The sequence below is a fragment of the Clavibacter sepedonicus genome (genome assembly GCF_000069225.1).
GTDB classification, from domain to species: domain Bacteria; phylum Actinomycetota; class Actinomycetes; order Actinomycetales; family Microbacteriaceae; genus Clavibacter; species Clavibacter sepedonicus.
Map to the genome: position 1 here is coordinate 910,034 of NC_010407.1, position 20,441 is coordinate 930,474.

Here is a 20,441-nt window from a genome sequence, read left to right on the forward strand (position 1 = left end):
GCGCTCGACATGGCTATCCGCGAGAGCTCGCTCGACGAGCAGCGTCCCGCGGCTGATCCTGCACACCCCGAGGGCGGCGTCGCGACGACGCCGCCCTCGGCGGTTCGTGCGCGACGCCGCGGCCTCGGCTGGTCCGGTCGCCTCGAGGTCCTGATCCTCGTCGGCCCGGCCCTCCTCTTCTTCGTGGGCTTCGTCATCTACCCCGTGGTGATGGCGGCCTACTACGGCTTCTTCAGCTGGCAGGGCTTCGGCCCGCCCACCGTGTTCGTGGGCTTCCGGAACTACATCACGATCCTCCAGGACCCCACGTTCCACGAGGCGCTGATGCACAACGCCGTCATCGCGATCCTCGTGGCGCTCCTGCTCAACCGGAAGCTGCGCGGCCAGTCGATCATCCGCGTGCTGATCTTCGTGCCGTACGTGATCTCCGAGGTCGTCGTCGGCACCGGCTGGAGCCTCATGCTCCAGGGCTCCGGCGCGCTCAACGGCTTCCTCGCGAACATCGGCCTGGCCGACCTCCAGCAGGACTGGCTCGCCAACCCCGACATCGCGATCTGGTCGCTCATGACGATCATCACGTGGAAGTACATCGGCTTCGCGGTGATCCTCTTCCTCGCCGGCCTCCAGGGCATCCCCGAGGAGCTCTCCGAGGCGGCCGCCATCGACGGCGCGTCCTACTGGCAGATCCAGCGGCGCATCACGCTGCCGCTGCTCGCGCCGACGCTGCGCATCTGGGCGTTCCTGTCGATCATCGGCTCGCTGCAGCTGTTCGACCTCGTCTACATCATCTGGGGCCAGTACATCTCGGCCACCGCGGGCACCTCGACCATGGCCACGTACCTCGTGGCGAACGGGCGCGGATCCGGCAACTACGGGTACGGCAACGCCGTCGCCGTGGTGCTGTTCCTCATCTCCCTGGTCGTCGCGCTCATCTACCAGCGGTTCGTGCTCAACCGCGACACCGCCGGCGCCCTCACGGGTGCGGAAAGGAAGAAGAAGTGAGCATCGTCACCGCGGCTCCGCGCAACGCGGACCTGGATCCCACCTACTCGACGAAGACGCCGAAGCCGAAGCGCGCCAAGGTGCCCGGGCAGGGCGGCAACCCCATCCCGTACCTCGTCGCGGTCGTGCTGATCGCCCTGATGCTGACGCCGGTGGCGTACATCATCCTGGGCGGGTTCCGCACGAACGCGCAGATCACGACCGACCCGGCGGGCTTCCCGTCGCCGTTCCAGATCCAGAACTACCTCGACGTGCTCGGGGGCTCGATGTTCTGGAGGCAGGTGGGCAACTCGCTCATCGCCGCGATCGGCACCACGGTCGGCGCGGTCGTGCTCGGCCTCATGGCGAGCTACGTGCTGGCGCGCTACACGTTCTTCGGCCGGGGAGCGCTCTACGCGCTGTTCGCGTCGGGGCTCATGTTCCCGATCACCGTGGCGATCACGCCGCTCTACATCGTGATCCGCTCGCTCGGCCTCACGAACTCGCTGCCGGGGATCATCCTCCCGCAGATCGCGTTCGCGCTCCCGACGACGATCATCATCCTGGTGCCGTTCCTGCGGGCCATCCCGGACGAGATCCAGGAGGCCGCGTTCATCGACGGGTGCAGCCGCATCGGGTTCTTCTTCCGCATGGTCGTGCGGCTGTCGATGCCGGGCGTCATCACGGTCGGGATCCTCGCGTTCATCGGCAGCTGGAACAGCTACCTGCTGCCGCTGTTCCTGCTGAGCGACGCGTCGATCTACACGCTGCCGCTCGGCGTGCAGTCGTTCTCGTCGCAGTACTCGGTGGACACGGCCAAGGTGCTCGCGTTCACGTCGCTGTCGATGATCCCGGCGCTGATCTTCTTCTCGATCTTCGAGCGCCGCATCGTCGGCGGCCTGACCGGCGCGGTGAAGGGGTGACCGGGGCGGAGTCCTCGCAGCCCGTCGTCGTCGCGCTCCCCGAGGTGTCGGAGCGCGTGCGCGAGCTGCACGCGCGCATGACCCTCGAGGAGAAGCTGGCGCAGATCGTCGGCTACTGGGTCGACCAGGGCGGCGAGGTCGTCGCGCCCATGCAGGGCGAGATGGCCACGACCGGCCGCTACGAGGAGGCGACCGAGCACGGCCTCGGGCACCTCACCCGCGTGTACGGCACCCGGCCCGTGGATCCGGTCGAGCGCGCGTCCTGGCTGTGGGCCGAGCAGCGCCGCCTCCAGAAGGAGACGCGGCTCGGGATCCCGGCGCTCGTGCACGAGGAGTGCCTCACCGGGCTCGCCGCGTGGCAGGCCGCGACCTTCCCCACGCCGCTCGCGTGGGGCGCCTCCTTCGACCCGGGCCTCGTGGAGGAGATGGCGGCGCTCATCGGCGGGTCCATGCGCGAGCTCGGCGTGCACCAGGGCCTCGCGCCCGTGCTCGACGTGATCCGCGACGCCCGCTGGGGCCGCGTCGACGAGTGCATCGCCGAGGACCCGTACGTGGTCGGCACCATCGGGACGGCGTACGCGAAGGGGCTGCAGTCGGCCGGGATCCACGCCACGCTCAAGCACTTCGTCGGCTACTCGGTCTCGCAGTCGGGGCGCAACCACGCGCCCGCGCATGTGGGCCGGCGCTTCGTGGAGGACGTGCTGCTGCCGCCCTTCGAGATGGCGGTGCTCGACGGCGGGGTGCGCTCGGTCATGAACTCGTACGCGGAGATCGACGGCGCGCCCGTCGGCGCCACGACGGAGTACCTCACCGACGTGCTCCGCGGGCGCTGGGGCTTCGACGGCGTCGTGGTCTCCGACTACTTCTCCGTCGCGTTCCTCCAGGTGATGCACGCCGTCGCGGGCGACCGCGGCGAGGCGGCGGCGCTGGCCCTCGAGGCAGGGATCGACGTGGAGCTGCCGACGGGTGACGCGTACCTCGCGCCGCTGGCGGAGCGGATCCGCGCCGGGCTCGCCGACGAGTCCCTCGTCGACCGGGCGGTGCTCCGCGTGCTCGACGAGAAGGAGGAGCTGGGGCTGCTCGACGCGACGTTCGAGGATCCGCCCATGGAGATCGACCTCGACACCCCGGCCCACCGGGACGTCGCGCGCCGCCTCGCGGAGGAGTCGATCGTGCTGCTGGCGAACGACGGCACGCTGCCGCTCGCGGGCGGCGACCGCGCGGCTCCCGGACGCATCGCGCTCATCGGCCCCAGCGCCGACAGCGCCGAGGCGCTCATGGGCTGCTACTCGTTCGCGAACCACGTGCTCGCGCACCACCCGGGCACACCGCTCGGATTCGCGATCCCGACCGTGGCCGAGGCGCTCCGCGCGGAGCTACCCGACGCGGAGGTCGTGTTCGCGCACGGCGCCGACGTCGAGGGCGACGACCGCTCCGGCTTCGACGCCGCGGTCGAGGCGGCACGCGGATCCGACCTCGCGGTCGTGGTCGTCGGCGACCGGGCGGGCCTGTTCGGCCGCGGCACGGTCGGCGAGGGCAACGACGTCGAGAGCCTCGAGCTCCCCGGCGTCCAGCGCGAGCTGGTCGAGGCCGTGCGCGCCACCGGGACCCCCGTGGTCGTGGTGCTGCTCACCGGCCGACCGTACGCGGTGGCCTGGGCGCTCGAGGGCGATGCGGCTCCGGCCGCCGTGCTGCAGGCGTTCTTCCCGGGCGAGGAGGGCGGATCCGCGATCGCGGGCGTCCTCTCCGGCCGGGTGTCGCCGTCGGGCCGGCTGCCCGTGTCGCTCCCGCGCTCCGCGGGCGCGCAGCCGTTCTCGTACCTTCACCCGGTCCTCGGCGGGCCTTCGGAGGTGACGAGCGCGGATCCCACGCCCGTCCTCCCGTTCGGGCACGGGCTCTCGTACACGACGTTCGAGCGCTCGGACCTGCGGGTCGATGTCGCGGAGGTGGCCGCGGGGGAGTCGTTCACGGCCACCGTCGACGTGCGCAACACGGGCGACCGGGACGGCACCGACGTCGTGCAGCTCTACGCGCGTGACGTGCAGGGCAGCGTCACCCGGCCCGTCGCGCAGCTGCTCGGCTACCTGCGTCTGGACCTGGCCGCGGGCGAGTCCGCGCGCGTCACGTTCCGCGTGCCCACCACCCGGCTCGCCCTCACCGACCTGCGGTACCGCCGCGTCGTCGAGCCGGGCGCGGTCGAGCTGTGGGTCGGGCCGTCGAGCGCCGTGAAGGAGACGGAATCCGCGATCGCGGTCGTCGGATCCGTGCACCATGTCACGATCGCGGACGAGCGGTACGTGGGCACGTCGGTGGAGCGCGTCCTTGCCGACGGCGAGCCGCACCGCGAGGTGCGCTGACTTTATTCAATCGTCGGATTTCGCAAGTCATCGCAAATTTCTCCCCGGGCTCGCGCGAATGCTTCGTGAGCTCGGGATGAGTTATGCGCCGTGATCGCCTCTGAGTGGGAGGAAAGGCTCGGGCGTGCGAGGCGTAACGTTACGGCGCTGTTGCCCCCCTGCCATCGGCACTCCTCGAGGCCCTATAACGGGGGGGCTAAAGGCACGCGAACTGCAGGCAGTCATTCCAATAGGCTTGGGATGTGAGCACGGAAAAAGTACGCCCTGAGGGGCTCGACGTCAAATTCGAGAGCGACGAGGACAAGCGAAGCCCGAGTGGCCTACTTGCGCTTGCTTTTTATATATTGTCGATTGCACTTCTCGCCTTGGCTATCTTCACTTTTACCATCGACTCTCCATCTAATTTGTGGAATGGGGTCGGGTTGCTCAGTTTCAGTGTTACGAGCTTAGGCGTGGCAATAGCGCTCTCGATCTACCGCCGTCAAGGTGTCGAAGGGCGGAGGCAAGTCGCCGAAAATCGGCGCCAAGGGGCCGCCGATGCTCGTCTTCTCGAGAAAATTGATGGGAACTCCACTTCCGCCGCTACGCATGCGGCCTCCACGTATGACATCGTGAAGGAAATGGGTAACGTCAGGGATATCGCCGATGCAGCGTTGTCTGCAGAACCGGGCGTGGGCGATGCGGGAATCGAATCTGAAGAGTCGACGGAAGAATTCGAAGCCGAGGAGTCGACCGAAGAGGTCGAGGCTGATATCGTCCGCGTAGGCGGTGATGGTGAATACCGTAAACCGGCCGCGGTTCCTCTTTCTGTGCTGGCTGATTTGGTACAGGCCTGGGACCACCCAAGGCATCCTCGTGATCGGTGGACGGTCGGCAACCTGGTGGGTTCCTATCGCAAGATGAATGCCAATGGGAAGTTGACTAGCGCGCCTTGGATCGTCACTTTCAGGCGCTCAGGTGGCGAACAGGTCAATTACCGAGTGGCCTACGCGGGAACTCGAGGGCGCGGACCCGTCATCAGCGAAGTGTGACCTGCGAGGCGACGCGTTACTTCGTTGAGGGACGTCGTGAGGTGCGCAAGCTCCGCGGATCAGGTGCCCGCCGCCTCCACGGGCGCCGTCGTCATCGCCTGCAGCCCCGTGACCCGCAGCAGATCGAGCCGCGCCTCGTCCGTGCTGCCGGGCTCCGCCGTGTAGACGACGATGCGGAGGTCGCTGCCAGGCACCGAGAGGGTGTCGCAGTCGATGGTGATGGGGCCGACCGGCGTGCTCGTGACGGTCTTGCGGCTCGACCGGTGCTCGGCGACGCGCGCCTCGCTCCAGCGCCGTTCGAACTCGGGCACCTCGGCACGCAGCCGGGCCACGAGCCGGGCGAGCGAACGGTCCGCCGGGTAGCGACCGACGGCGGTGCGGAGATCCGCGGCGAGGTCGCGCGCGAACTCCTCCTCGTGCGCGGCGTCGAAGTCGGTGCCCGCGTGCCCCTGGGTGAAGTAGGTCCAGACGAGGTTGCGATCCCAGCCGGTGCGGGTCGACGGATCCCCGTTGAGCGCGGCCCACAGCGGATTCCAGAGGAGCATGTCGTGCGTCGCCGTGAAGACCGCCATGGGCACGTCCCCCAGCCGGTCGATGATGCGGTGCACGCCCGGCGGGATGTGCCGCGGCACCTCGCCGCGTCCGGGCGGGGCGACGCCCGCCACCCGGTGCAGGTGGTCGCGCTCGTCCTCGCTGAGGCGCAGCGCGCGGGCGAGCGCGCCGAGCATCTGCGGCGACGGGTTCACCGAGCGGCCCTGCTCGAGCCGCACGACGTAGTCGACGCTCACGCCCGCCAGCGCGGCGAGCTCCTCGCGGCGGAGGCCCGCGGTGCGGCGGTGGGATCCCTGGGGCAGGCCCACGTCCGCCGGCTGCACGCGCTCGCGCCAGGAGCGGAGGATGCTCGCGAATTCGGTCATGCCCCCATCCTGCGCGGGGGGAGGCGGATCAGCCTGGTACCGCCGGTCCTCCCGTCGACCGGTGCCTGGGCGATGCGGCGGGCGGGGCGCAGGCTCGACCCATGACCACCACGCTGATCACCGGATCCAACCGCAGCCTCGGCCTCGAGACCGCGCGCCGCCTCATCGAGGCCGGCCACACCGTCTACGCCGGCATGCGCGACACGGCCGACGGCGACGCCGCCCGCGCCCTCGGCGCCCACCCCGTGCAGCTCGACGTCGACGACCAGGCCTCCGTCGACCGCGCGCTCGCCTCGCTCCCGGCGCTCGACGTGCTCGTCAACAACGCCGGCATCCTCGGCGACTCGCAGGGCGTCGACGACCTCACCCCGGAGGCGATGCTGGCCGTGCTGCAGACGAACGTCGTCGCCGTGGTGCGCGTGACGCAGGCCGCGCTGCCGCTGCTCCGGGAGTCCGCCGCCCCCGTGATCGTGAACGTCTCCTCGGGCGTCGGCTGGCCGCGCGCCCTGGCTGGCTACGGCACCGACGAGAGCCACGTGATGACGATCCCGTACGCGACGTCGAAGGCCGCCCTCATCACCGCGACCGTGCAGTACGCGAAGAACCTGCCCGGCTTCCGGGTCAACGCCACCGACCCCGGCTACACGGCCACCGACTTCAACGGGAACACCGGCCACCAGACCGTGACCGAGGGCACCGACGCGACCGTCGCGATGGCGCTCGTGGGACCGGACGGGCCGACCGGCGAGTTCCACAGCCGGCACGGGCGCATCGAGTACTGAGGTCGGTCGCGCGCTGCGTCCGACGCCGCGATCGCGGCCGCTGCCGGGTAGCGTCGGAGCGTGACCTGGCCCGCGCTGCACATCACCCGATCCGTCGACGCGGACGTGGCGTCCGTCGTGGCCGTAGCGGGCGACCCCGCGCGGCTGCCGGAGTGGGCGGCGGGCGTCAGCTCGGGGATCCGGCTCGAGGGCGGGCGCTGGCTGTCGGACTCACCGATGGGCACTGTCGAGATCGCGTTCGCGGGCCCGCGCGAGCTCGGGATCCTCGACCACGACGTGACGCTCCCCGACGGCACCGTCGTGCGCAACCCGCTGCGCGTCCTCCCGAACGTCGACGGCAGCGAGGTCGTGTTCACGCTCTTCCGCCGGCCGGGCATGACCGACGTCGCCCTCGCGGAGGACGCGGCGCTCGTCGCGGAGGACCTCGATCGGCTCGCGGCGTTGGTCGCCCGCGGCTGATCCGCTCACCCGCCTGCCCGCTACCGTCGTCGCATGCCGTCCGCCCGCCTCGCCGCCCCCGAGGACCGCACCGCCCGGCTCGACCTCCACCGGCCGACGGTCGCCGACGCCGCCGAGGTGCACGCGATCCTCTCCGACCCCGCCGTCTGGACCCACTACCCGTCGCTGCGCGTGACCGACCCCGCGCAGACCGACCGCTTCCTCCGCGCGCGGGTCGAGGGCTGGGAGCGCGACGGCCTCGGCACCTGGACCGTGCGGGAACGCGACGCCCGCGCGGTCGTCGGATTCGGCGGCTGCAGCATCGCGCACGACGCCTTCTGGAACCTCGGCTACCGCTTCTCGCCGACCGTGCACGGCCGCGGCTACGCGACCGAGATGGCGACGCGGGCGATCGAGCGGGCGTGGATCCACCGCCCAGAGCTGCCCGTGGTCGCGTACCTCGTGGCGCACAACCACGCGTCGGCGGCCGTGGCCGAGAGGGCGGGCCTCACGCTCTCGCACCGCGGGCCGGATCCGGGCAACCCCGATCCCGCCGTCATGCGCCTCGTCTACGCCGACCGGGCGCTCACCGACGAGGAGCGGGACGCGACGATGCGCTGATCCTGGCTGCGACCGGCTCCGCGCGCCGCCTGCGCCAGGCCCCGACCTCGGCCACGAGGATCCGCGTCCCCGCCAGCAGTACGAGCGCGACCGCCGTCACGACGATCAGCGGCGGCATCAGGAAGCCGAGCCCGATCAGCGGGTGCTCCATCCCGAGAGCGGGCCAGCCCATGTCCACCCATCGGTCGGCGAGGAGCAGCAGCGCCGCCATGACGACGAGCTCCCCCGACAGCACCCCGATCGTGATCCGCGTCCCGAGTCGCATGCCGCCCCCTGCCGCCCTCGTCCGTCGACTCCCTGCCGAGCCGCCACCCTCGCACGGTTCCCCCGCCCGCGGAAGGCGCGCGCCCCCGCCCGGCCCCGCGCCACACTGGATCCATGAGCACCGCCGCCGACGCCCTCGCCCGCCTCGTCGAAGGCATCGACCGCGAGCGGCTGGGCGCGTACGGCGTCGTCGTGCGGGTCGGCGCCGACGAGGTCGCGCACCGCTGGCGGAGCGACGACCGCGAGAACCTCTACTCCGTGTCGAAGGGCGTGTGCGCGCTGGCCATCGGCATCGCGGTGGATGAGGGGATCCTCGCGCCCGACACCCGCGTCCCCGAGCTGCTGCCGGCCCTCGACCTCGGCGCCGGCGTCGATCAGGTCACCGTCGAGCACCTCCTCACCATGACCAGCGGCATCGACTTCGCCTGGTTCGGCGACGAGCCCGTGCCCGGCCCCGACCTCGCGCAGGCGATGCTCAGCGGGCCGAGCCGCGGCCGCGTATTCCAGTACAGCGATGCCAGCCCCTACGTCGCGATGCGGATGCTCGCCGCCGCGGTCGGCGACGTGCGCGACTGGCTCCTCCCGCGCCTCTTCGAGTCGCTCGGCATCGACAACCCGCAGTGGCACCGCTGCCCGCTCGGCTTCATCGTGGGCGGCAGCGGCCTGGAGCTCCGCACGGGCGAGCTCGCGCGCATCGGCCGGCTGCTGCGCGACCGCGGCGCGTGGGAGGGCCGGCAGCTCGTGAGCCAGGAATGGGTCGACCGGATGCACGGATCCTGGGTCGCCACCGGCGCCGATCCCGCCGCTCCCTTCGCCCGATACGGCCTCGCGACCTGGGACGGCCCCGGCGACGCCTGGCGCCTCGACGGCCGCTACGGGCAGTACGTGCTGGTCGACGGATCCCGCGACGCTGTCGTCACCATCACGGCCCACGAGGAGGAGCGGGACCATCTGCTCGCCGAGCTGGCGGCGGCGGCCGTCGCGGACGCGGCGCCCGTCGTCGGCTGAGCGGCCGGAACCCGGTCGATTCACGGGACTGGTAACATTACCAAGATGTCCGGCGCTTGGTAACATTACCGACATGCGTGACGCGACCGACAACCCCTTCAGCCCCGGCTCGGACACCGTCCCGGAAATCTGGGCCGGCCGCATCGAGCAGCTCGGCGATTGGCGCGACGTGGTCCGCCCCCGGCTCCTCCGGGGCCTCCCCGAGCGAGGCCGTACCGTGCTCGGCGAGCCCGGGCTCGGCAAGTCCGCCCTCGTGCGCCGCATCGCGTGGTCTGCCGACCGCGACGGGGACTGGGTCACGCCGCAGCTGCGCATCCCCCTCGGCACGGATCCCCTCAAGCCGGTCGCGGCGGCCGTGCTGGAGCTCGCGCAGGCTGCGGGCCTCTCCTCCCTGCGCGAGAAGCGCATCAAGGAGGCCATCGCCCGCGTCGAGTCGGTCGCGGCGGCGGGGCTGTCGCTCACCATGCGCGGGGGATCCGACCAGGACGGCCCCGAGCCGCACGCGGCGCTGACCGCGCTCCTCGTCGAGGTGGGTCGCGCGGCGATGCGGCACGAGAAGGTCGCCCTGGTCCACGTCGACGAGGTGCAGAACATCAGGGACGAGCGGACGCTCTCCCAGCTCCTCATCGCGCTCGGCGACGCCATCACGCACGAGGAGGAAGTCCCGATACCGGGCGGTGCCCGAGTCCGCCGGTCCCTGCCGATCGCTGTGTACCTCACCGGCCTACCGGACTTCGAGGACCGGGCTGGCGCGCACAAGGGGGCGACCTTCGCTCGGCGCTTCCGCACGACCATCCTGACGGCCATCGACGACGAGGACATCCGTGCCGCGCTGCAGGACTTCGTCATGCCCGGTTGGGAGGTCGCGGACGACTCCGGGCGCACCCGCCTCATCCGCATGGACCAGGATGCCGCCGCCGCGATCGTCGATCTGTGCCGCGGGGAGCCGTTCCTCTTCCAACTGGCCGGGGAGCGCGCCTGGTACGCCGGATCCGGGACGACCATCACCCGGGCCGAGGTCCACGCGGGCTGGCGGGGTGCGGAGCGCGAGGCGACCGCGCATGTCGAACGCATCCTCGAGCGGCTTTCGCCGCGGGAGCGCGCCTTCGTGGAAGCGATGGCCGCGCTGCCCGCCGAGGAGCGCACGCTCACCCGCATCGCGAAGGAGATGGGCCGATCGAGGGCCGCGGAGGTCGGCACCACGGCGCAGCGCTTGGATACCGTGCGCGGGATCATCGACCGGGGCACGTCGTACGGCTTCCGGCACCGCGCCATCGAGGCCCACCTCACGAGCGACTGGCCGCGTGTCGGCTGAGGCGGCCGGCTCGCCTCTGCGCCATCACGCGGGCCACCACCCGCTGAGCGCCACCACCTCCGCCGCGATCTCCGCGACCGTCCGCCCGTCGGTCGCCACGCGGTGCACCGCGTCCGACGCGCCTGCCTCCAGCCGCGGCGCCGCCGTCGCGCTCCGCTCGATCGCCTCCGCCAGCCCCGACCCGATCTCGCGCCCGGCCAGCCGCGCGGCCGCCGTCGCGTCGTCGGCCGTGAGCAGCACGCCGACCGCCTCGACCTCGCCGCCGAGCGCCGCCGTGAGCCCGGCAGCTCGAGCACGCTGACGGTGTTCGTGTAGATCACGCGCGTCCAGCCGGCGTCGCGGTAGTTGCGCCACACGGCCGCGAGGTTCCGCTCGGCCAGCGGGATCCCCTGCCGCCACGGCTCTGGGTGGGCCTGGTCGAGCGCATCGCCCTCGATGAGCGCGTGCGCGATGTCGGCCGACGCGAGGATCCGCGACACCTCCGCCGCCACCGTCGTCTTGCCGACGCCCGAGCGCCCGCCGAGGAAGAGCGCCTGCGTGCGGGATCCGGAGTCCATCCGGACAGGGTCGCACGGGCGTGCGCGGACGCGCCGCGACCGGCGTTGACACGTCGCCCGCGGCCCCGGGACAATGGGCGGACGTTGTTCTTACAACGTTGTAACGGCTCGGATCCACCCGGCACGACCGGCGTCGATCGGCCCCGCTCCCGATGATGTGAAGGACCACCCCATGACCGACGCCCGCCCCACGGCCGACGCCCGCACCGCACCCGACGCCCGGATCGCCATCGACCGCACCGCCGTCGTCGCCCCCGTCAACCGACGCACCTTCGGCTCGTTCGTCGAGCACCTCGGCCGCTGCGTCTACGACGGCATCTACGAGCCCGGCCACCCCACCGCGACCGCCGACGGCTTCCGCGGCGACGTCGTCGACCTCGTCAAGGAGCTCGGCACCGGCGCCATCCGCTACCCCGGCGGCAACTTCGTCTCCGGCTACCGCTGGGAGGACGGCGTCGGCCCGCGCGAGGACCGCCCCAAGCGCCTCGACCTCGCCTGGCACTCGCTCGAGACCAACGAGGTCGGCCTCGACGAGTTCGCACGCTGGTGCGAGCTCACCGGTAGCGAGCTGATGATGGCCGTCAACCTCGGCACGCGCGGCGTGCTCGAGGCCCTCGACATCCTCGAGTACTCGAACCACCCGGGCGGCACCGCGCTCTCCGACCAGCGCATCGCCAACGGGTCGCCCGAGCCGCACAACGTGAAGATGTGGTGCCTCGGCAACGAGATGGACGGCCCGTGGCAGGTCGGCCACATGACCGCCGACGACTACGGCAAGCTCGCGAACCGCACCGCCGGCGCCATGAAGATGGTCGACCCCACGCTCGAGCTCGTCGCGTGCGGCAGCAGCGGATCCGGCATGCCGACCTTCGGCGAGTGGGAGCGCACCGTGCTCGAGCACGCGTACGACAACGTCGACTTCATCTCCGCGCACGCCTACTACCAGGAGCGCAAGGGCGACCTCGGCAGCTTCCTCGCCTCCTCGCTCGACATGGAGTACTTCATCCGCACGGTCGTCGCGTCGGCCGACCAGGTCAAGTACCGCCGCAAGAGCGACAAGACCATCAACATCTCGTTCGACGAGTGGAACGTCTGGTACCTCGACGAGCACCAGGAGTCCGGCGTCATCACCGAGGGCTGGCCCTACGCGCCGCACCTGCTCGAGGACGTCTACTCGGTCGCGGACGCGGTCGTGCTCGGCAACCTCATGATCACGCTGCTGAAGCACAGCGACCGGGTCACGTCGGCCAGCCTCGCGCAGCTCGTGAACGTGATCGCGCCGATCATGACGGAGAAGGGCGGCGACGCCTGGCGCCAGACCACGTTCTTCCCGTTCTCGGTGACGAGCCGGCTCGCGCAGGGCGAGGTGCTGCGCCCCCGGATCGACGTGGGCACGTACGAGACCGAGGTGCACGGCACCGCGCCGCTCGTCGACTCGGTCGCGACCTTCGACGAGACCACCGGCCGCGCCGCGGTCTTCCTCGTGAACCGCAGCCTGGCGGAGGCCCTCACCATCGAGGTCGACGTCGCCGGCCTCGCCGTCTCCGAGGTGCTCGAGGCCGTGGGGATCCACGACGAGGACGTCTACGCGAAGAACACCTTCGAGGACCGCGAGCGCGTGGGCCTCACGCCGAACGCCTCGGCGACGCTCGCCGACGGCACCCTCACGATCACGCTGCCGCCCGTGTCGTGGACGGCCGTGTCGCTCGGCTGATCCGCGCCCGCTCGACCACGCGCCCGTCGCGCCGCCTCCGCGGCCGGCGGGCGTCGTGCACTCCGGGTCAGCGCCCGTCCCGGCCCCGGTACAGCGTCATGAGCGTCGCCGAGATGCGGCCGCCCGGGCCGAGCTTGTGGCCGTTCGCCTCGAGCCAGGCGCGGGCAGCGGCGCGCTCGCCGGTCGGGGCGGTGCCGGCGGTGACGCCTGCGGCTCGCGCGGGCTCGTCGTGGATCGGCGTGATCGTCACCGTGGTGTGCCGCCCGGCCGCGACGTACGGCGCGAGCGCGGCGTGCAGGGCGCGGGCGTCGGCGGGAGCGAGGTCGATCTCGTGCACGACGCCGTCGAGGCCGAAGCGCACCGTCTCGGTCGCGTCGGGTGTCGCGCCGCCCGCCGCGCCGCCGCGCTCGTCGTCATCGCGCGGATCCACGTCGTCGGTCATGCCTTCTCCTCGAGCTCTCGATCCCCTCCGGCAGCCTAGGTCGCCGCGGCGACAGCGCCTGCGGCGCACATGAGAACGATTCTCTTCTAGGCTGAGCGGATGGATCCCCACCGCGATGCCCGCCCGTCCGTCGTCCGCGGCGGGCTGGCCGTCACCCTCGTCTCGGCGAGCGATCTCGGTGCCGCGTCGCGCGTCGCCGCGGCCGCCGTCGGCGCACCCGCATCCGCGCCGCCCGCGGTCGTCGAGGCGCCGGGCGGCGACAGTGGCGACCTCGGCGCCGGCCTCGCCGAGGGCCTCATCGCGGACGCCGACGACGGTCGCCGCGGGCTCGCGGTCGTCGCGCTCGAGCCCGCCGCGGATCCGCTCGAGGTCGCGCTCGTGCTCGAGCACGTCGTCGAGGCGCGGCACCCCGGGGCCACTCCCATCGGCATCCTCGACGTGGTCGCGGTCTCCTCCGTCGCCGAGATCCGCGACCTGCTGCTCGACCCGGGCGACGCCGACGCGACACCGTTCGACGCGGCCGAGCGGTTGGCCGGGCGGCTCGAGTGCGCGAGCGTCGTGGTGCTCGACGACCTGGATCCCGACCGCCCCACCGCCGATGCCCGGCGAGCCGTCGCCCTGCTCGCGCACCTCGCCCCGGACGCCCGCGTCGTCGCCACGGCCGACCGGGACTCGCTCGCGCCGGCACCCCTGCGCATCGGTCGCGGGCGCGCCCGAGGGCTCGCCGCGGGCACGGGCTGGCAGGTCGCGCTTGCGGGCGAGGCCGCGGCGACCTCGGCCGGCGGGATGGGCGTGCACGTCTTCCGCGACCCGCGCCCGTTCCACCCCGGCCGCCTGCACGCGGCCGTCGCGCACGACCTCGTCCCGGGCCCCGTCGGCCGGATCGTCCGCTCGCGCGGGCTCGTGCGCCTCGCGACCCGGCCCGCGACGGTCGGCTCGTGGGCGACCGCGGGCGACGTGCTGAGCCTCGACCCGACCGCCATGCGCAGCTGGGACGCCGACTCGCCGGCCGGGCAGGAGATCGCGTTCGTGGGCGAGCACCTCGACGGCGCCCTGCTCGACGGGATCCTCGGCGCGTGCCTCCTCGCGCCCGCCGAGCTCGTGGCCGGGCCCGATGCCTGGCACGGGTACGCGGATCCGTTCCCCGTCTGGGACACCGAGCACCGGCACTGACGCGGGCCGTGCGGGCGTCCGTCACGACGGACCCCTCGGGATCGCGCGCTCACGCGACGGCGCCGCCTCCGCGGGGGAGGCGGCGCCGTCGCGCGGGCTCACGCGGTGAGCCGATCCGGGTGATCCGGGTGTCGCCGATCACGCACCCGGAGCGCAGTGCGGGTCCTGGCCGGGGATCGGGTAGTCGGGCGCGATGCAGCCGTGGAAGTACCCGGCGCCCGACGCGGCGGCCGTGGTGTCGACGCCGGTGGCGGCGTGCGCGGCCATCGGGCTGAGCACGAGCGCCGCGCTGAGCGCGCCGAGCGCGAGGGCAGAGCGCGCGGCGGTCGAGGGGCGGCGCGAGGCGGTCCCGGTCGTGGTCATGGTGCATCTCCTTGTTCTCGTGGGGGGCGGAGCGCGCCGCTGCGGACGTGCACGAGCGGCGGGCGACGACACGAGGGTGGGAGCCCGCGGTCGGCCCGGATCGGCGCGCGCGTCATCTGTGGAGGGCTCCCGCGTGATCCCGCTGCACCGCAGGGCCCTTGCCGATCCCGCAAGGAGTCATGCGCGCCGCGATTGGACGCGACAGCCTCGAGCCATGGACATCACGCAGCGCATCGAAGGTCAGCAGAAGTGGGACGCGGTCGTCATCGGCGGCGGAGTGGCGGGATCGAGCGCGGCGCTCATGCTCGCGCGGGCCCGCCGCAGCGTGCTCGTCGTGGACGCCGGCCAGCCCCGCAACGCGGTCGCCGCGCACATGCACGGAGTGCTCGGGCACGACGGCAAGCCACCTCGGCAGCTGATCGCCGAGGGGCGGCGCGAGATCGAGGGCTACGGCGGCGTCGTGGTCGACGGGCGGGTGGAGCGGGTCGCGGCCCTCGAGGATCCGGCCGGCCCGCGCTTCCGCGTGACGCTCGACGGCGGCGCCGAGGTCACGGCCCGCCGCGTGATCCTCGCGGCCGGCCTCGCCGACGTCCTGCCCGAGGTCCCCGGCCTCGCCGCGCACTGGGGCGCGGGCGTCGTCGTCTGCCCCTACTGCGACGGATACGAGGTGCGCGACCGCCGCATCGGGGTGCTCGCGACCGGGCCGGGCAGCCTCCACCACGTGCAGATGCTGCGGCAGTGGTCGGCCGACATCACGTTCCTCGTCGCGGGCGGCACGGCCGACGGCGCACCGCTGGAGATCGACGCCGCGACCCGCGCGGGCATCGACGCCCGTGGCATCCGCGTGGAGGAGGCCGCGGCCGTCCGCGTGCTCGGCGAGCGCGGCGCGCTGGAGGGCGTGGAGCTCGCCGACGGCCGGATCCTCGAGCTCGACTCGCTGTTCGCCATGCCGGGCGTCGCGCCCCGTGACGGGTTCGCCCGCGCGCTCGGCGCCGCGACCGAGGAGACGCCCTGGGGTCCGTTCGTCGCGGCGGATCCGACGGGCCAGACGAGCGTGCCCGGTCTCCTCATCGCGGGCAACGCGTCGAGCGGATCCGCGAACGTGCCCGTGGCCATGGCGGCCGGCACCATGGCGGGCGCGATGGCGAACGCGGGGATGGTCACGGAGGACGTGGCGATCGCCGTGGCGGCGGCGCCAGCGGCCGTCGCCCGGTAGCGCTGGGTCGGATCCCGAAGTAAACTTGAGTCCGCACGACTCAAGTAATACCGAAGGGGAACGCAGTGGCCAACATGCAGGGCGCACCCGCCACCGACGAGAACGCGAAGACCGCGCTCGAGCAGTACGGGGTGAACCTGACCGAGATCGCGAAGAGCGGCAAGCTCGACCCGGTCATCGGACGCGACGCGGAGATCCGGCGCATCAGCCAGGTGCTCACGCGGCGCACCAAGAACAACCCGGTGCTCATCGGCGAGCCCGGCGTCGGCAAGACCGCCGTCGTCGAGGGCCTCGCGCAGCGCATCGTCGCGGGCGACGTGGCCGACTCGCTCAAGGGCAAGCAGCTGGTGTCGCTGGACCTCGCGGCGCTCGTCGCCGGAGCCAAGTACCGCGGGGAGTTCGAGGAGCGGCTGAAGGCGGTGCTGAAGGAGATCGACGACGCCGACGGCGAGATCATCACGTTCGTCGACGAGCTGCACACGCTCATGGGGGCGGGCGGCGGCGAGGGATCCGTGGCCGCGTCGAACATGCTGAAGCCCATGCTCGCGCGCGGCGAGCTGCGCCTCATCGGCGCGACCACGCTCGACGAGTACCGCCAGTACATCGAGAAGGATGCCGCCCTCGAGCGCCGGTTCCAGCAGGTGTACGTGGGGGAGCCCTCCGTCGAGGACACCATCGCGATCCTCCGTGGGCTCAAGGGCCGGTACGAGGCGCACCACCAGGTGCCCATCACGGATGCGGCGCTCGTCGCGGCCGCGTCCCTCTCGAATCGCTACATCCCCGCCCGCCAGCTGCCCGACAAGGCCATCGACCTCATCGACGAAGCCGCGTCGCGGCTGCGGATGGAGATCGACTCGTCGCCCGTGGAGATCGACGAGCTGCGGCGCGCGGTCGACCGGATGCGGCTCGAGGAGCTCGCGCTCAAGCGCGAGAAGGACGAGGCGTCGAAGGCGCGGCTCGCGAAGCTGCGCGAGGACGTCGCGGCGCGCGAGCAGACGCTCGGCGAGCTGCAGCGCCGCTGGGAGGCGGAGCGGGCCAGCGTCAACCGCGTCGGCAAGCTGAAGGACGAGCTCAACGAGCTGCGGATCCGCGCCGAGCGGGCCCAGCGCGAGGGCAACCTGGAGAAGGCGTCGCGCCTGCTCTACGGCGAGATCCCCGTGATCGAGCGCGAGGTCGCGCAGGCGGAGGCCGCCGAGTCGGTGCCGTCGGCCGAGGACCGCATGGTGAACGAGCAGGTGACGGCCGAGGATGTGGCGGCGGTCGTCGCGGCGTGGACGGGGATCCCCGTCGGCCGGCTGCTCCAGGGCGAGACCGAGAAGCTGCTGCACCTCGAGCAGGAGCTGGGCAAGCGGCTCATCGGGCAGAAGCAGGCCGTGCGGGCCGTCGCGGACGCGGTGCGGCGCACGCGGGCCGGCATCTCGGATCCCGACCGGCCCACCGGGTCCTTCCTCTTCCTCGGGCCCACGGGCGTCGGGAAGACGGAGCTCGCGAAGGCGCTCGCCGAGTTCCTGTTCGACGACGAGAAGGCGATGGTGCGCATCGACATGAGCGAGTACGGCGAGAAGTTCGCCGTGTCGCGGCTCGTCGGAGCGCCTCCCGGGTACGTCGGCTACGAGCAGGGCGGCCAGCTCACCGAGGCCGTGCGGCGGCGCCCGTACTCGGTGGTGCTGCTCGACGAGGTCGAGAAGGCGCACCCCGAGGTGTTCGACGTGCTGCTGCAGGTGCTCGACGACGGCCGGCTCACCGACGGCCAGGGCCGCACGGTCGACTTCCGCAACGTGATCCTGGTGCTCACCAGCAACCTCGGCTCGCAGTTCATCAGCGACGCCACGCTGCCGCTCGACCAGCGCGAGCAGGCCGTGCAGCAGCTCGTGCGCCAGACGTTCAAGCCGGAGTTCGTGAACCGGCTCGACGACATCGTGGTGTTCCAGACGCTGTCGATGGACGACCTCGCGCAGATCGTGGAGCTCTACATCGACCGGCTCGGCGTGCGCCTCTCGGACCGCCGGCTCGCGCTCGGCGTCACGCCCGACGCGCGCCGCTGGCTCGCCGAGCGCGGCCACGATCCGCTGTACGGCGCGCGCCCGCTGCGCCGCCTCATGCAGCGCGAGATCGACGACCGCCTCGCGCGCGAGCTGCTCGCGGGCGACATCCGAGACGGCGACGCGGTGCGGGTCGACCTCGCACCCGACGGCGACGGCCTCACGGTCGCGCGCGCGTGGAGCGACGAGCCGGAGGATGCGGCGCCCGGCGCCTGACGCCCGGCGTCCGATCTCGATGCGGCCCGCCGCGCTCGTCCGTCAGTGGCGCGCGGCGGGCCGGATCCGACCGCCGGAGATCTCCAGCACCTCGTCGCTGAGGGCATCGATGTGCTCGCGTTCGTGGCTGGTGAAGAGGATCGTCGTGCCGATCGCATTCTGCCGGTGCAGCTCCTCGGTCAGACGCTCGACGCTCTCGGCATCCAGCGCGTTGTAGGGCTCGTCGAGCAGTAGCACCTCGGGCCGTTCCATGAGCGCCTGCGCGAGCGACAGCTTCTGCTTCATCCCGATCGAGTAGCTGCGGACGCGGGTGCGGGAGTCCGGGTCGAGCCCCATCGCCCGCATCGCGTCGCGCACCTCGTCGACGGTGATCCGCTTCCGGATCGCGGCTAGCTCGGTCAAGTTCTGCAGCCCCGTGCGATGGGCCAGGTACGCCGGCCCGTCGATGATCGCGCCGAAGCGGTCGGGGAATGTGCGGCCCGGCGACAGGAGAGCGGGATCGATGTCGATGACGCCGGCGTCCGGCCGCAGGAACCCGCAGATCAGCTTGAACAGCACGGACTTGCCGCAGCCGTTGGGGCCGACGAGGCCGTAGGTGCGGCCGCGTTCCAGCGCGAGGTCGACCCCCTCGAAGAGGGTGACGCCGCGGAAGCCCTTCGTGACGCCGGTGAGGGTGATGATCGCCATGGTTCTCCTTGTCGAGATCTACGCGTGCGGGACGGTGCGGACGAGCGCGGACAGCGCGAGGCGGAGAAGGGCAGCTGCGAGTGCCAGCGTCAGGGTGGCCTGCCCGACTGCGTCCCACCCGCCTCGGGTCACGGCCATGTCGGCGAGCTGTACGGGCAGCCACGTGCTCGTTCGGAGCTGGAGGGCCCCGCCGGCGACGATCACCGCGATCGTGATCAGCCCCGCCGCGGCACCGCGCGCGAGCCAGGCGACGACGAGCGTGCCCGTCGAGTAGGCGGAGAGCTGCAGCATGCCGCCGACGGCGAAATGGCAGGCGAGGAGAGCGAGGCGGTCGGCATCGGGGAGCAGCGCGGCGGATCCGGTGGACATCGCGACGGCGAGACCTGCCGCGGCGATCGTCGCCAGGTACGCCGCCGCGGCACGCACGTGGTGAGCGGTCCGCGAACGCGCCCAGCGAGCCGGCGATCCGTGGCGGAGCAGCCGCTGGTACGCCACCCCGCCTGACTCCTCGGACTCGCGCAGCTGGACGACGAACGCGAAGCCCCCGTAGACGATCAGACCGCCCAGGCACCGCAGGATCGTCCCGTCGCCGGAGAGGGCGTCGGCGAGCCGGTCCGCGGCGGACGAGCCGAGCGAGGGGTCGGCCGGCAGCAGCATCAGCCCCGTGAGGGCGCCGATCGCGGCGACCGCGAGCACGATCCATGCCCTCACGGCCGTCGCCGGCCGATGAGAGCGGGCAGGGAACGGCGCCGGCGATCCATGCCCCGCAGGACGACGACGCACACGGCGCATGCGGCGAGCGTGATCGCCCAGCTGACGGCGGCGGCGCCGGGAGCGGCCACGATCGAGAGGACGGTCGTGAGCTGTCCCAGGTTGAGCGGTGAGCCCGCGTCGACGAATCCAGCGGCCGACAGCAGCGCGATCACCGCGACCGCGACCGCGAAGGCGACGTCGATGCCGCGGACGGGTGACACCAGGTGCAGCGTGAGCGAGATGAGCTGAAGGACGAGGAGCAGGCTGATGGCCAGGACGACCGTCGCGACGAGCGCCGCGAGCCACGGCCAGCCCGGACTCTGCAGCTCCACCGGATAGCTGTCGATCCCGTGGCTGCCGTCGTCCGCCGCGGGCAGGCCGAGAGTCGTGACGTACATCGCGGCCAGCACCACGGGCACGACGGCGAGCGCCCACAGGAGACCGTCCCGGCAGGCGGCGCCGACGGCCCTCATGTAGCTCCCGTGACGGATCAACCTCTGGGCTCCGGTGTCGGCAGGCGCGCGCACGACGAGGGCGACGAGCCACACGGTGAGCACCACGTTCGCGAGGAAGCGGGTGTCGGTGACGTCGTCGAGCATGGCCTTGGTCTGCGTGAGGTGCACGGCTCGACCGGACGTCTC

Annotated in this window: 21 protein-coding genes; 13 read left to right on the forward strand and 8 right to left on the reverse strand. The window is 72.3% G+C overall.

Annotated features, from left to right (window positions below; genetic code table 11):
• The first annotated feature begins 9 nt into the window (after nucleotides 1-9).
• The 4 genes from CMS_RS04350 to CMS_RS17065 all read left to right on the forward strand — a co-directional run bounded on the left by CMS_RS04350 (nucleotide 10) and on the right by CMS_RS17065 (nucleotide 5,292).
• The gene (locus tag CMS_RS04350; protein WP_041464392.1) at nucleotides 10-1,002 is read left to right on the forward strand and encodes a carbohydrate ABC transporter permease; all 993 of its coding nucleotides are present in this window, start codon (nucleotides 10-12) and stop codon (nucleotides 1,000-1,002) included.
• The gene (locus CMS_RS04355) at nucleotides 999-1,904 is read left to right on the forward strand and encodes a carbohydrate ABC transporter permease (RefSeq protein WP_012298290.1); all 906 of its coding nucleotides are present in this window, start codon (nucleotides 999-1,001) and stop codon (nucleotides 1,902-1,904) included. Before CMS_RS04350 ends, CMS_RS04355 begins: the two co-directional genes overlap by 4 nt.
• Complete coding sequence (locus CMS_RS04360; RefSeq protein ID WP_012298291.1) at nucleotides 1,901-4,261, forward strand: beta-xylosidase/alpha-l-arabinosidase; 2,361 nt, start codon at nucleotides 1,901-1,903, stop codon at nucleotides 4,259-4,261. Before CMS_RS04355 ends, CMS_RS04360 begins: the two co-directional genes overlap by 4 nt.
• 242 nt (nucleotides 4,262-4,503) lie before the next feature.
• Nucleotides 4,504-5,292 (forward strand): hypothetical protein, encoded by a 789-nt coding sequence (locus CMS_RS17065; protein WP_133064112.1) that lies wholly within the window; start codon nucleotides 4,504-4,506, stop codon nucleotides 5,290-5,292.
• 59 nt (nucleotides 5,293-5,351) lie between these two features.
• Here CMS_RS17065 and CMS_RS04370 read toward each other — a convergent pair whose 3' ends face one another.
• A complete protein-coding gene (locus tag CMS_RS04370; RefSeq protein WP_012298293.1) occupies nucleotides 5,352-6,209 on the reverse strand; it encodes a helix-turn-helix transcriptional regulator in 858 nt (285 codons plus the stop codon).
• Between the two features lie 101 nt (nucleotides 6,210-6,310).
• Here CMS_RS04370 and CMS_RS04375 point away from each other — a divergent pair, with 101 nt between their 5' ends.
• From CMS_RS04375 to CMS_RS04385, 3 genes are read left to right on the forward strand one after another with little or no spacing between them, the layout of a single operon-like run.
• Nucleotides 6,311-6,991, forward strand: a complete 681-nt coding sequence (locus CMS_RS04375) for an SDR family NAD(P)-dependent oxidoreductase (protein WP_012298294.1) — start codon at nucleotides 6,311-6,313, stop codon at nucleotides 6,989-6,991.
• A 60-nt stretch (nucleotides 6,992-7,051) separates the two neighbouring features.
• Nucleotides 7,052-7,450, forward strand: a complete 399-nt coding sequence (locus CMS_RS04380) for a polyketide cyclase (RefSeq protein ID WP_012298295.1) — start codon at nucleotides 7,052-7,054, stop codon at nucleotides 7,448-7,450.
• A gap of 33 nt (nucleotides 7,451-7,483) precedes the next feature.
• Nucleotides 7,484-8,050: a GNAT family N-acetyltransferase gene (locus tag CMS_RS04385; protein ID WP_012298296.1), complete on the forward strand. Its 567-nt coding sequence runs from the start codon at nucleotides 7,484-7,486 to the stop codon at nucleotides 8,048-8,050.
• Here the strand turns inward: CMS_RS04385 and CMS_RS04390 are convergent.
• Nucleotides 8,016-8,315, reverse strand: coding sequence for a hypothetical protein (locus CMS_RS04390; RefSeq protein WP_012298297.1), 300 nt, complete (start codon nucleotides 8,313-8,315; stop codon nucleotides 8,016-8,018). The genes CMS_RS04385 and CMS_RS04390 overlap by 35 nt on opposite strands.
• Nucleotides 8,316-8,428: 113 nt before the next feature.
• Here CMS_RS04390 and CMS_RS04395 point away from each other — a divergent pair, with 113 nt between their 5' ends.
• Together CMS_RS04395 and CMS_RS04400 are read left to right on the forward strand one after the other, a co-directional pair.
• Nucleotides 8,429-9,322 carry a serine hydrolase domain-containing protein gene (locus tag CMS_RS04395; protein WP_012298298.1) on the forward strand — a complete coding sequence of 298 codons (894 nt, stop codon included), beginning with the start codon at nucleotides 8,429-8,431 and terminating at the stop codon, nucleotides 9,320-9,322.
• A 73-nt stretch (nucleotides 9,323-9,395) separates the two neighbouring features.
• Nucleotides 9,396-10,637, forward strand: coding sequence for a P-loop NTPase family protein (locus CMS_RS04400; RefSeq protein ID WP_012298299.1), 1,242 nt, complete (start codon nucleotides 9,396-9,398; stop codon nucleotides 10,635-10,637).
• A gap of 24 nt (nucleotides 10,638-10,661) precedes the next feature.
• Here CMS_RS04400 and CMS_RS17750 read toward each other — a convergent pair whose 3' ends face one another.
• Nucleotides 10,662-10,877: a hypothetical protein gene (locus CMS_RS17750; RefSeq protein WP_041464394.1), complete on the reverse strand. Its 216-nt coding sequence runs from the start codon at nucleotides 10,875-10,877 to the stop codon at nucleotides 10,662-10,664.
• Nucleotides 10,878-11,366: 489 nt separating this feature from the next.
• On the opposite strand from CMS_RS17750, the gene arfA reads away from it, so the two are divergent.
• Nucleotides 11,367-12,908 carry an arabinosylfuranosidase ArfA gene (gene arfA, locus CMS_RS04410; protein ID WP_012298300.1) on the forward strand — a complete coding sequence of 514 codons (1,542 nt, stop codon included), beginning with the start codon at nucleotides 11,367-11,369 and terminating at the stop codon, nucleotides 12,906-12,908.
• 67 nt (nucleotides 12,909-12,975) lie between these two features.
• Here arfA and CMS_RS04415 read toward each other — a convergent pair whose 3' ends face one another.
• Nucleotides 12,976-13,350: an Lsr2 dimerization domain-containing protein gene (locus CMS_RS04415; RefSeq protein ID WP_012298301.1), complete on the reverse strand. Its 375-nt coding sequence runs from the start codon at nucleotides 13,348-13,350 to the stop codon at nucleotides 12,976-12,978.
• A 99-nt stretch (nucleotides 13,351-13,449) separates the two neighbouring features.
• Here CMS_RS04415 and CMS_RS04420 point away from each other — a divergent pair, with 99 nt between their 5' ends.
• The gene (locus CMS_RS04420; RefSeq protein ID WP_012298302.1) at nucleotides 13,450-14,523 is read left to right on the forward strand and encodes a GTP-binding protein; all 1,074 of its coding nucleotides are present in this window, start codon (nucleotides 13,450-13,452) and stop codon (nucleotides 14,521-14,523) included.
• Nucleotides 14,524-14,661: 138 nt separating this feature from the next.
• On the opposite strand, the gene CMS_RS04425 is transcribed toward CMS_RS04420, so the two are convergent.
• Nucleotides 14,662-14,886 (reverse strand): hypothetical protein, encoded by a 225-nt coding sequence (locus tag CMS_RS04425; protein WP_041464395.1) that lies wholly within the window; start codon nucleotides 14,884-14,886, stop codon nucleotides 14,662-14,664.
• Between the two features lie 214 nt (nucleotides 14,887-15,100).
• Between CMS_RS04425 and CMS_RS04430 the strand changes: the two genes are divergently transcribed.
• Nucleotides 15,101-16,102 (forward strand): NAD(P)/FAD-dependent oxidoreductase, encoded by a 1,002-nt coding sequence (locus tag CMS_RS04430; protein WP_012298303.1) that lies wholly within the window; start codon nucleotides 15,101-15,103, stop codon nucleotides 16,100-16,102.
• A gap of 65 nt (nucleotides 16,103-16,167) precedes the next feature.
• Entirely contained in the window at nucleotides 16,168-18,360 is a 2,193-nt protein-coding gene (locus CMS_RS04435) for an ATP-dependent Clp protease ATP-binding subunit (RefSeq protein ID WP_012298304.1), read from the forward strand.
• A 42-nt stretch (nucleotides 18,361-18,402) separates the two neighbouring features.
• On the opposite strand, the gene CMS_RS04440 is transcribed toward CMS_RS04435, so the two are convergent.
• The 3 genes from CMS_RS04440 to CMS_RS04450 are packed head-to-tail and all read right to left on the reverse strand — an operon-like array spanning nucleotide 18,403 to nucleotide 20,423.
• Nucleotides 18,403-19,047: an ATP-binding cassette domain-containing protein gene (locus CMS_RS04440; protein ID WP_012298305.1), complete on the reverse strand. Its 645-nt coding sequence runs from the start codon at nucleotides 19,045-19,047 to the stop codon at nucleotides 18,403-18,405.
• Nucleotides 19,048-19,065: 18 nt separating this feature from the next.
• Nucleotides 19,066-19,758 (reverse strand): hypothetical protein, encoded by a 693-nt coding sequence (locus CMS_RS04445; RefSeq protein WP_012298306.1) that lies wholly within the window; start codon nucleotides 19,756-19,758, stop codon nucleotides 19,066-19,068.
• Entirely contained in the window at nucleotides 19,755-20,423 is a 669-nt protein-coding gene (locus CMS_RS04450) for a hypothetical protein (RefSeq protein WP_041464397.1), read from the reverse strand. The genes CMS_RS04445 and CMS_RS04450 overlap by 4 nt, the downstream gene beginning before the upstream one ends.
• Nucleotides 20,424-20,441: the final 18 nt, after the last annotated feature.

Excerpts from the sequence above, each read along its gene's own strand:
- CMS_RS04430 (WP_012298303.1), top strand. The coding sequence starts at position 15,101 with ATGGACATCACGCAGCGCATCGAAGGTCAGCAGAAGTGGGACGCGGTC.
- arfA (WP_012298300.1), top strand. The coding sequence starts at position 11,367 with ATGACCGACGCCCGCCCCACGGCCGACGCCCGCACCGCACCCGACGCC.
- CMS_RS04375 (WP_012298294.1), top strand. The coding sequence starts at position 6,311 with ATGACCACCACGCTGATCACCGGATCCAACCGCAGCCTCGGCCTCGAG.
- CMS_RS04425 (WP_041464395.1), bottom strand. The coding sequence starts at position 14,886 with ATGACCACGACCGGGACCGCCTCGCGCCGCCCCTCGACCGCCGCGCGC.
- CMS_RS04390 (WP_012298297.1), bottom strand. The coding sequence starts at position 8,315 with ATGCGACTCGGGACGCGGATCACGATCGGGGTGCTGTCGGGGGAGCTC.
- CMS_RS04420 (WP_012298302.1), top strand. The coding sequence starts at position 13,450 with ATGGATCCCCACCGCGATGCCCGCCCGTCCGTCGTCCGCGGCGGGCTG.
- CMS_RS04415 (WP_012298301.1), bottom strand. The coding sequence starts at position 13,350 with ATGACCGACGACGTGGATCCGCGCGATGACGACGAGCGCGGCGGCGCG.
- CMS_RS04385 (WP_012298296.1), top strand. The coding sequence starts at position 7,484 with ATGCCGTCCGCCCGCCTCGCCGCCCCCGAGGACCGCACCGCCCGGCTC.
- CMS_RS04395 (WP_012298298.1), top strand. The coding sequence starts at position 8,429 with ATGAGCACCGCCGCCGACGCCCTCGCCCGCCTCGTCGAAGGCATCGAC.
- CMS_RS04370 (WP_012298293.1), bottom strand. The coding sequence starts at position 6,209 with ATGACCGAATTCGCGAGCATCCTCCGCTCCTGGCGCGAGCGCGTGCAG.
- CMS_RS04440 (WP_012298305.1), bottom strand. The coding sequence starts at position 19,047 with ATGGCGATCATCACCCTCACCGGCGTCACGAAGGGCTTCCGCGGCGTC.
- CMS_RS04400 (WP_012298299.1), top strand. The coding sequence starts at position 9,396 with ATGCGTGACGCGACCGACAACCCCTTCAGCCCCGGCTCGGACACCGTC.
- CMS_RS04350 (WP_041464392.1), top strand. The coding sequence starts at position 10 with ATGGCTATCCGCGAGAGCTCGCTCGACGAGCAGCGTCCCGCGGCTGAT.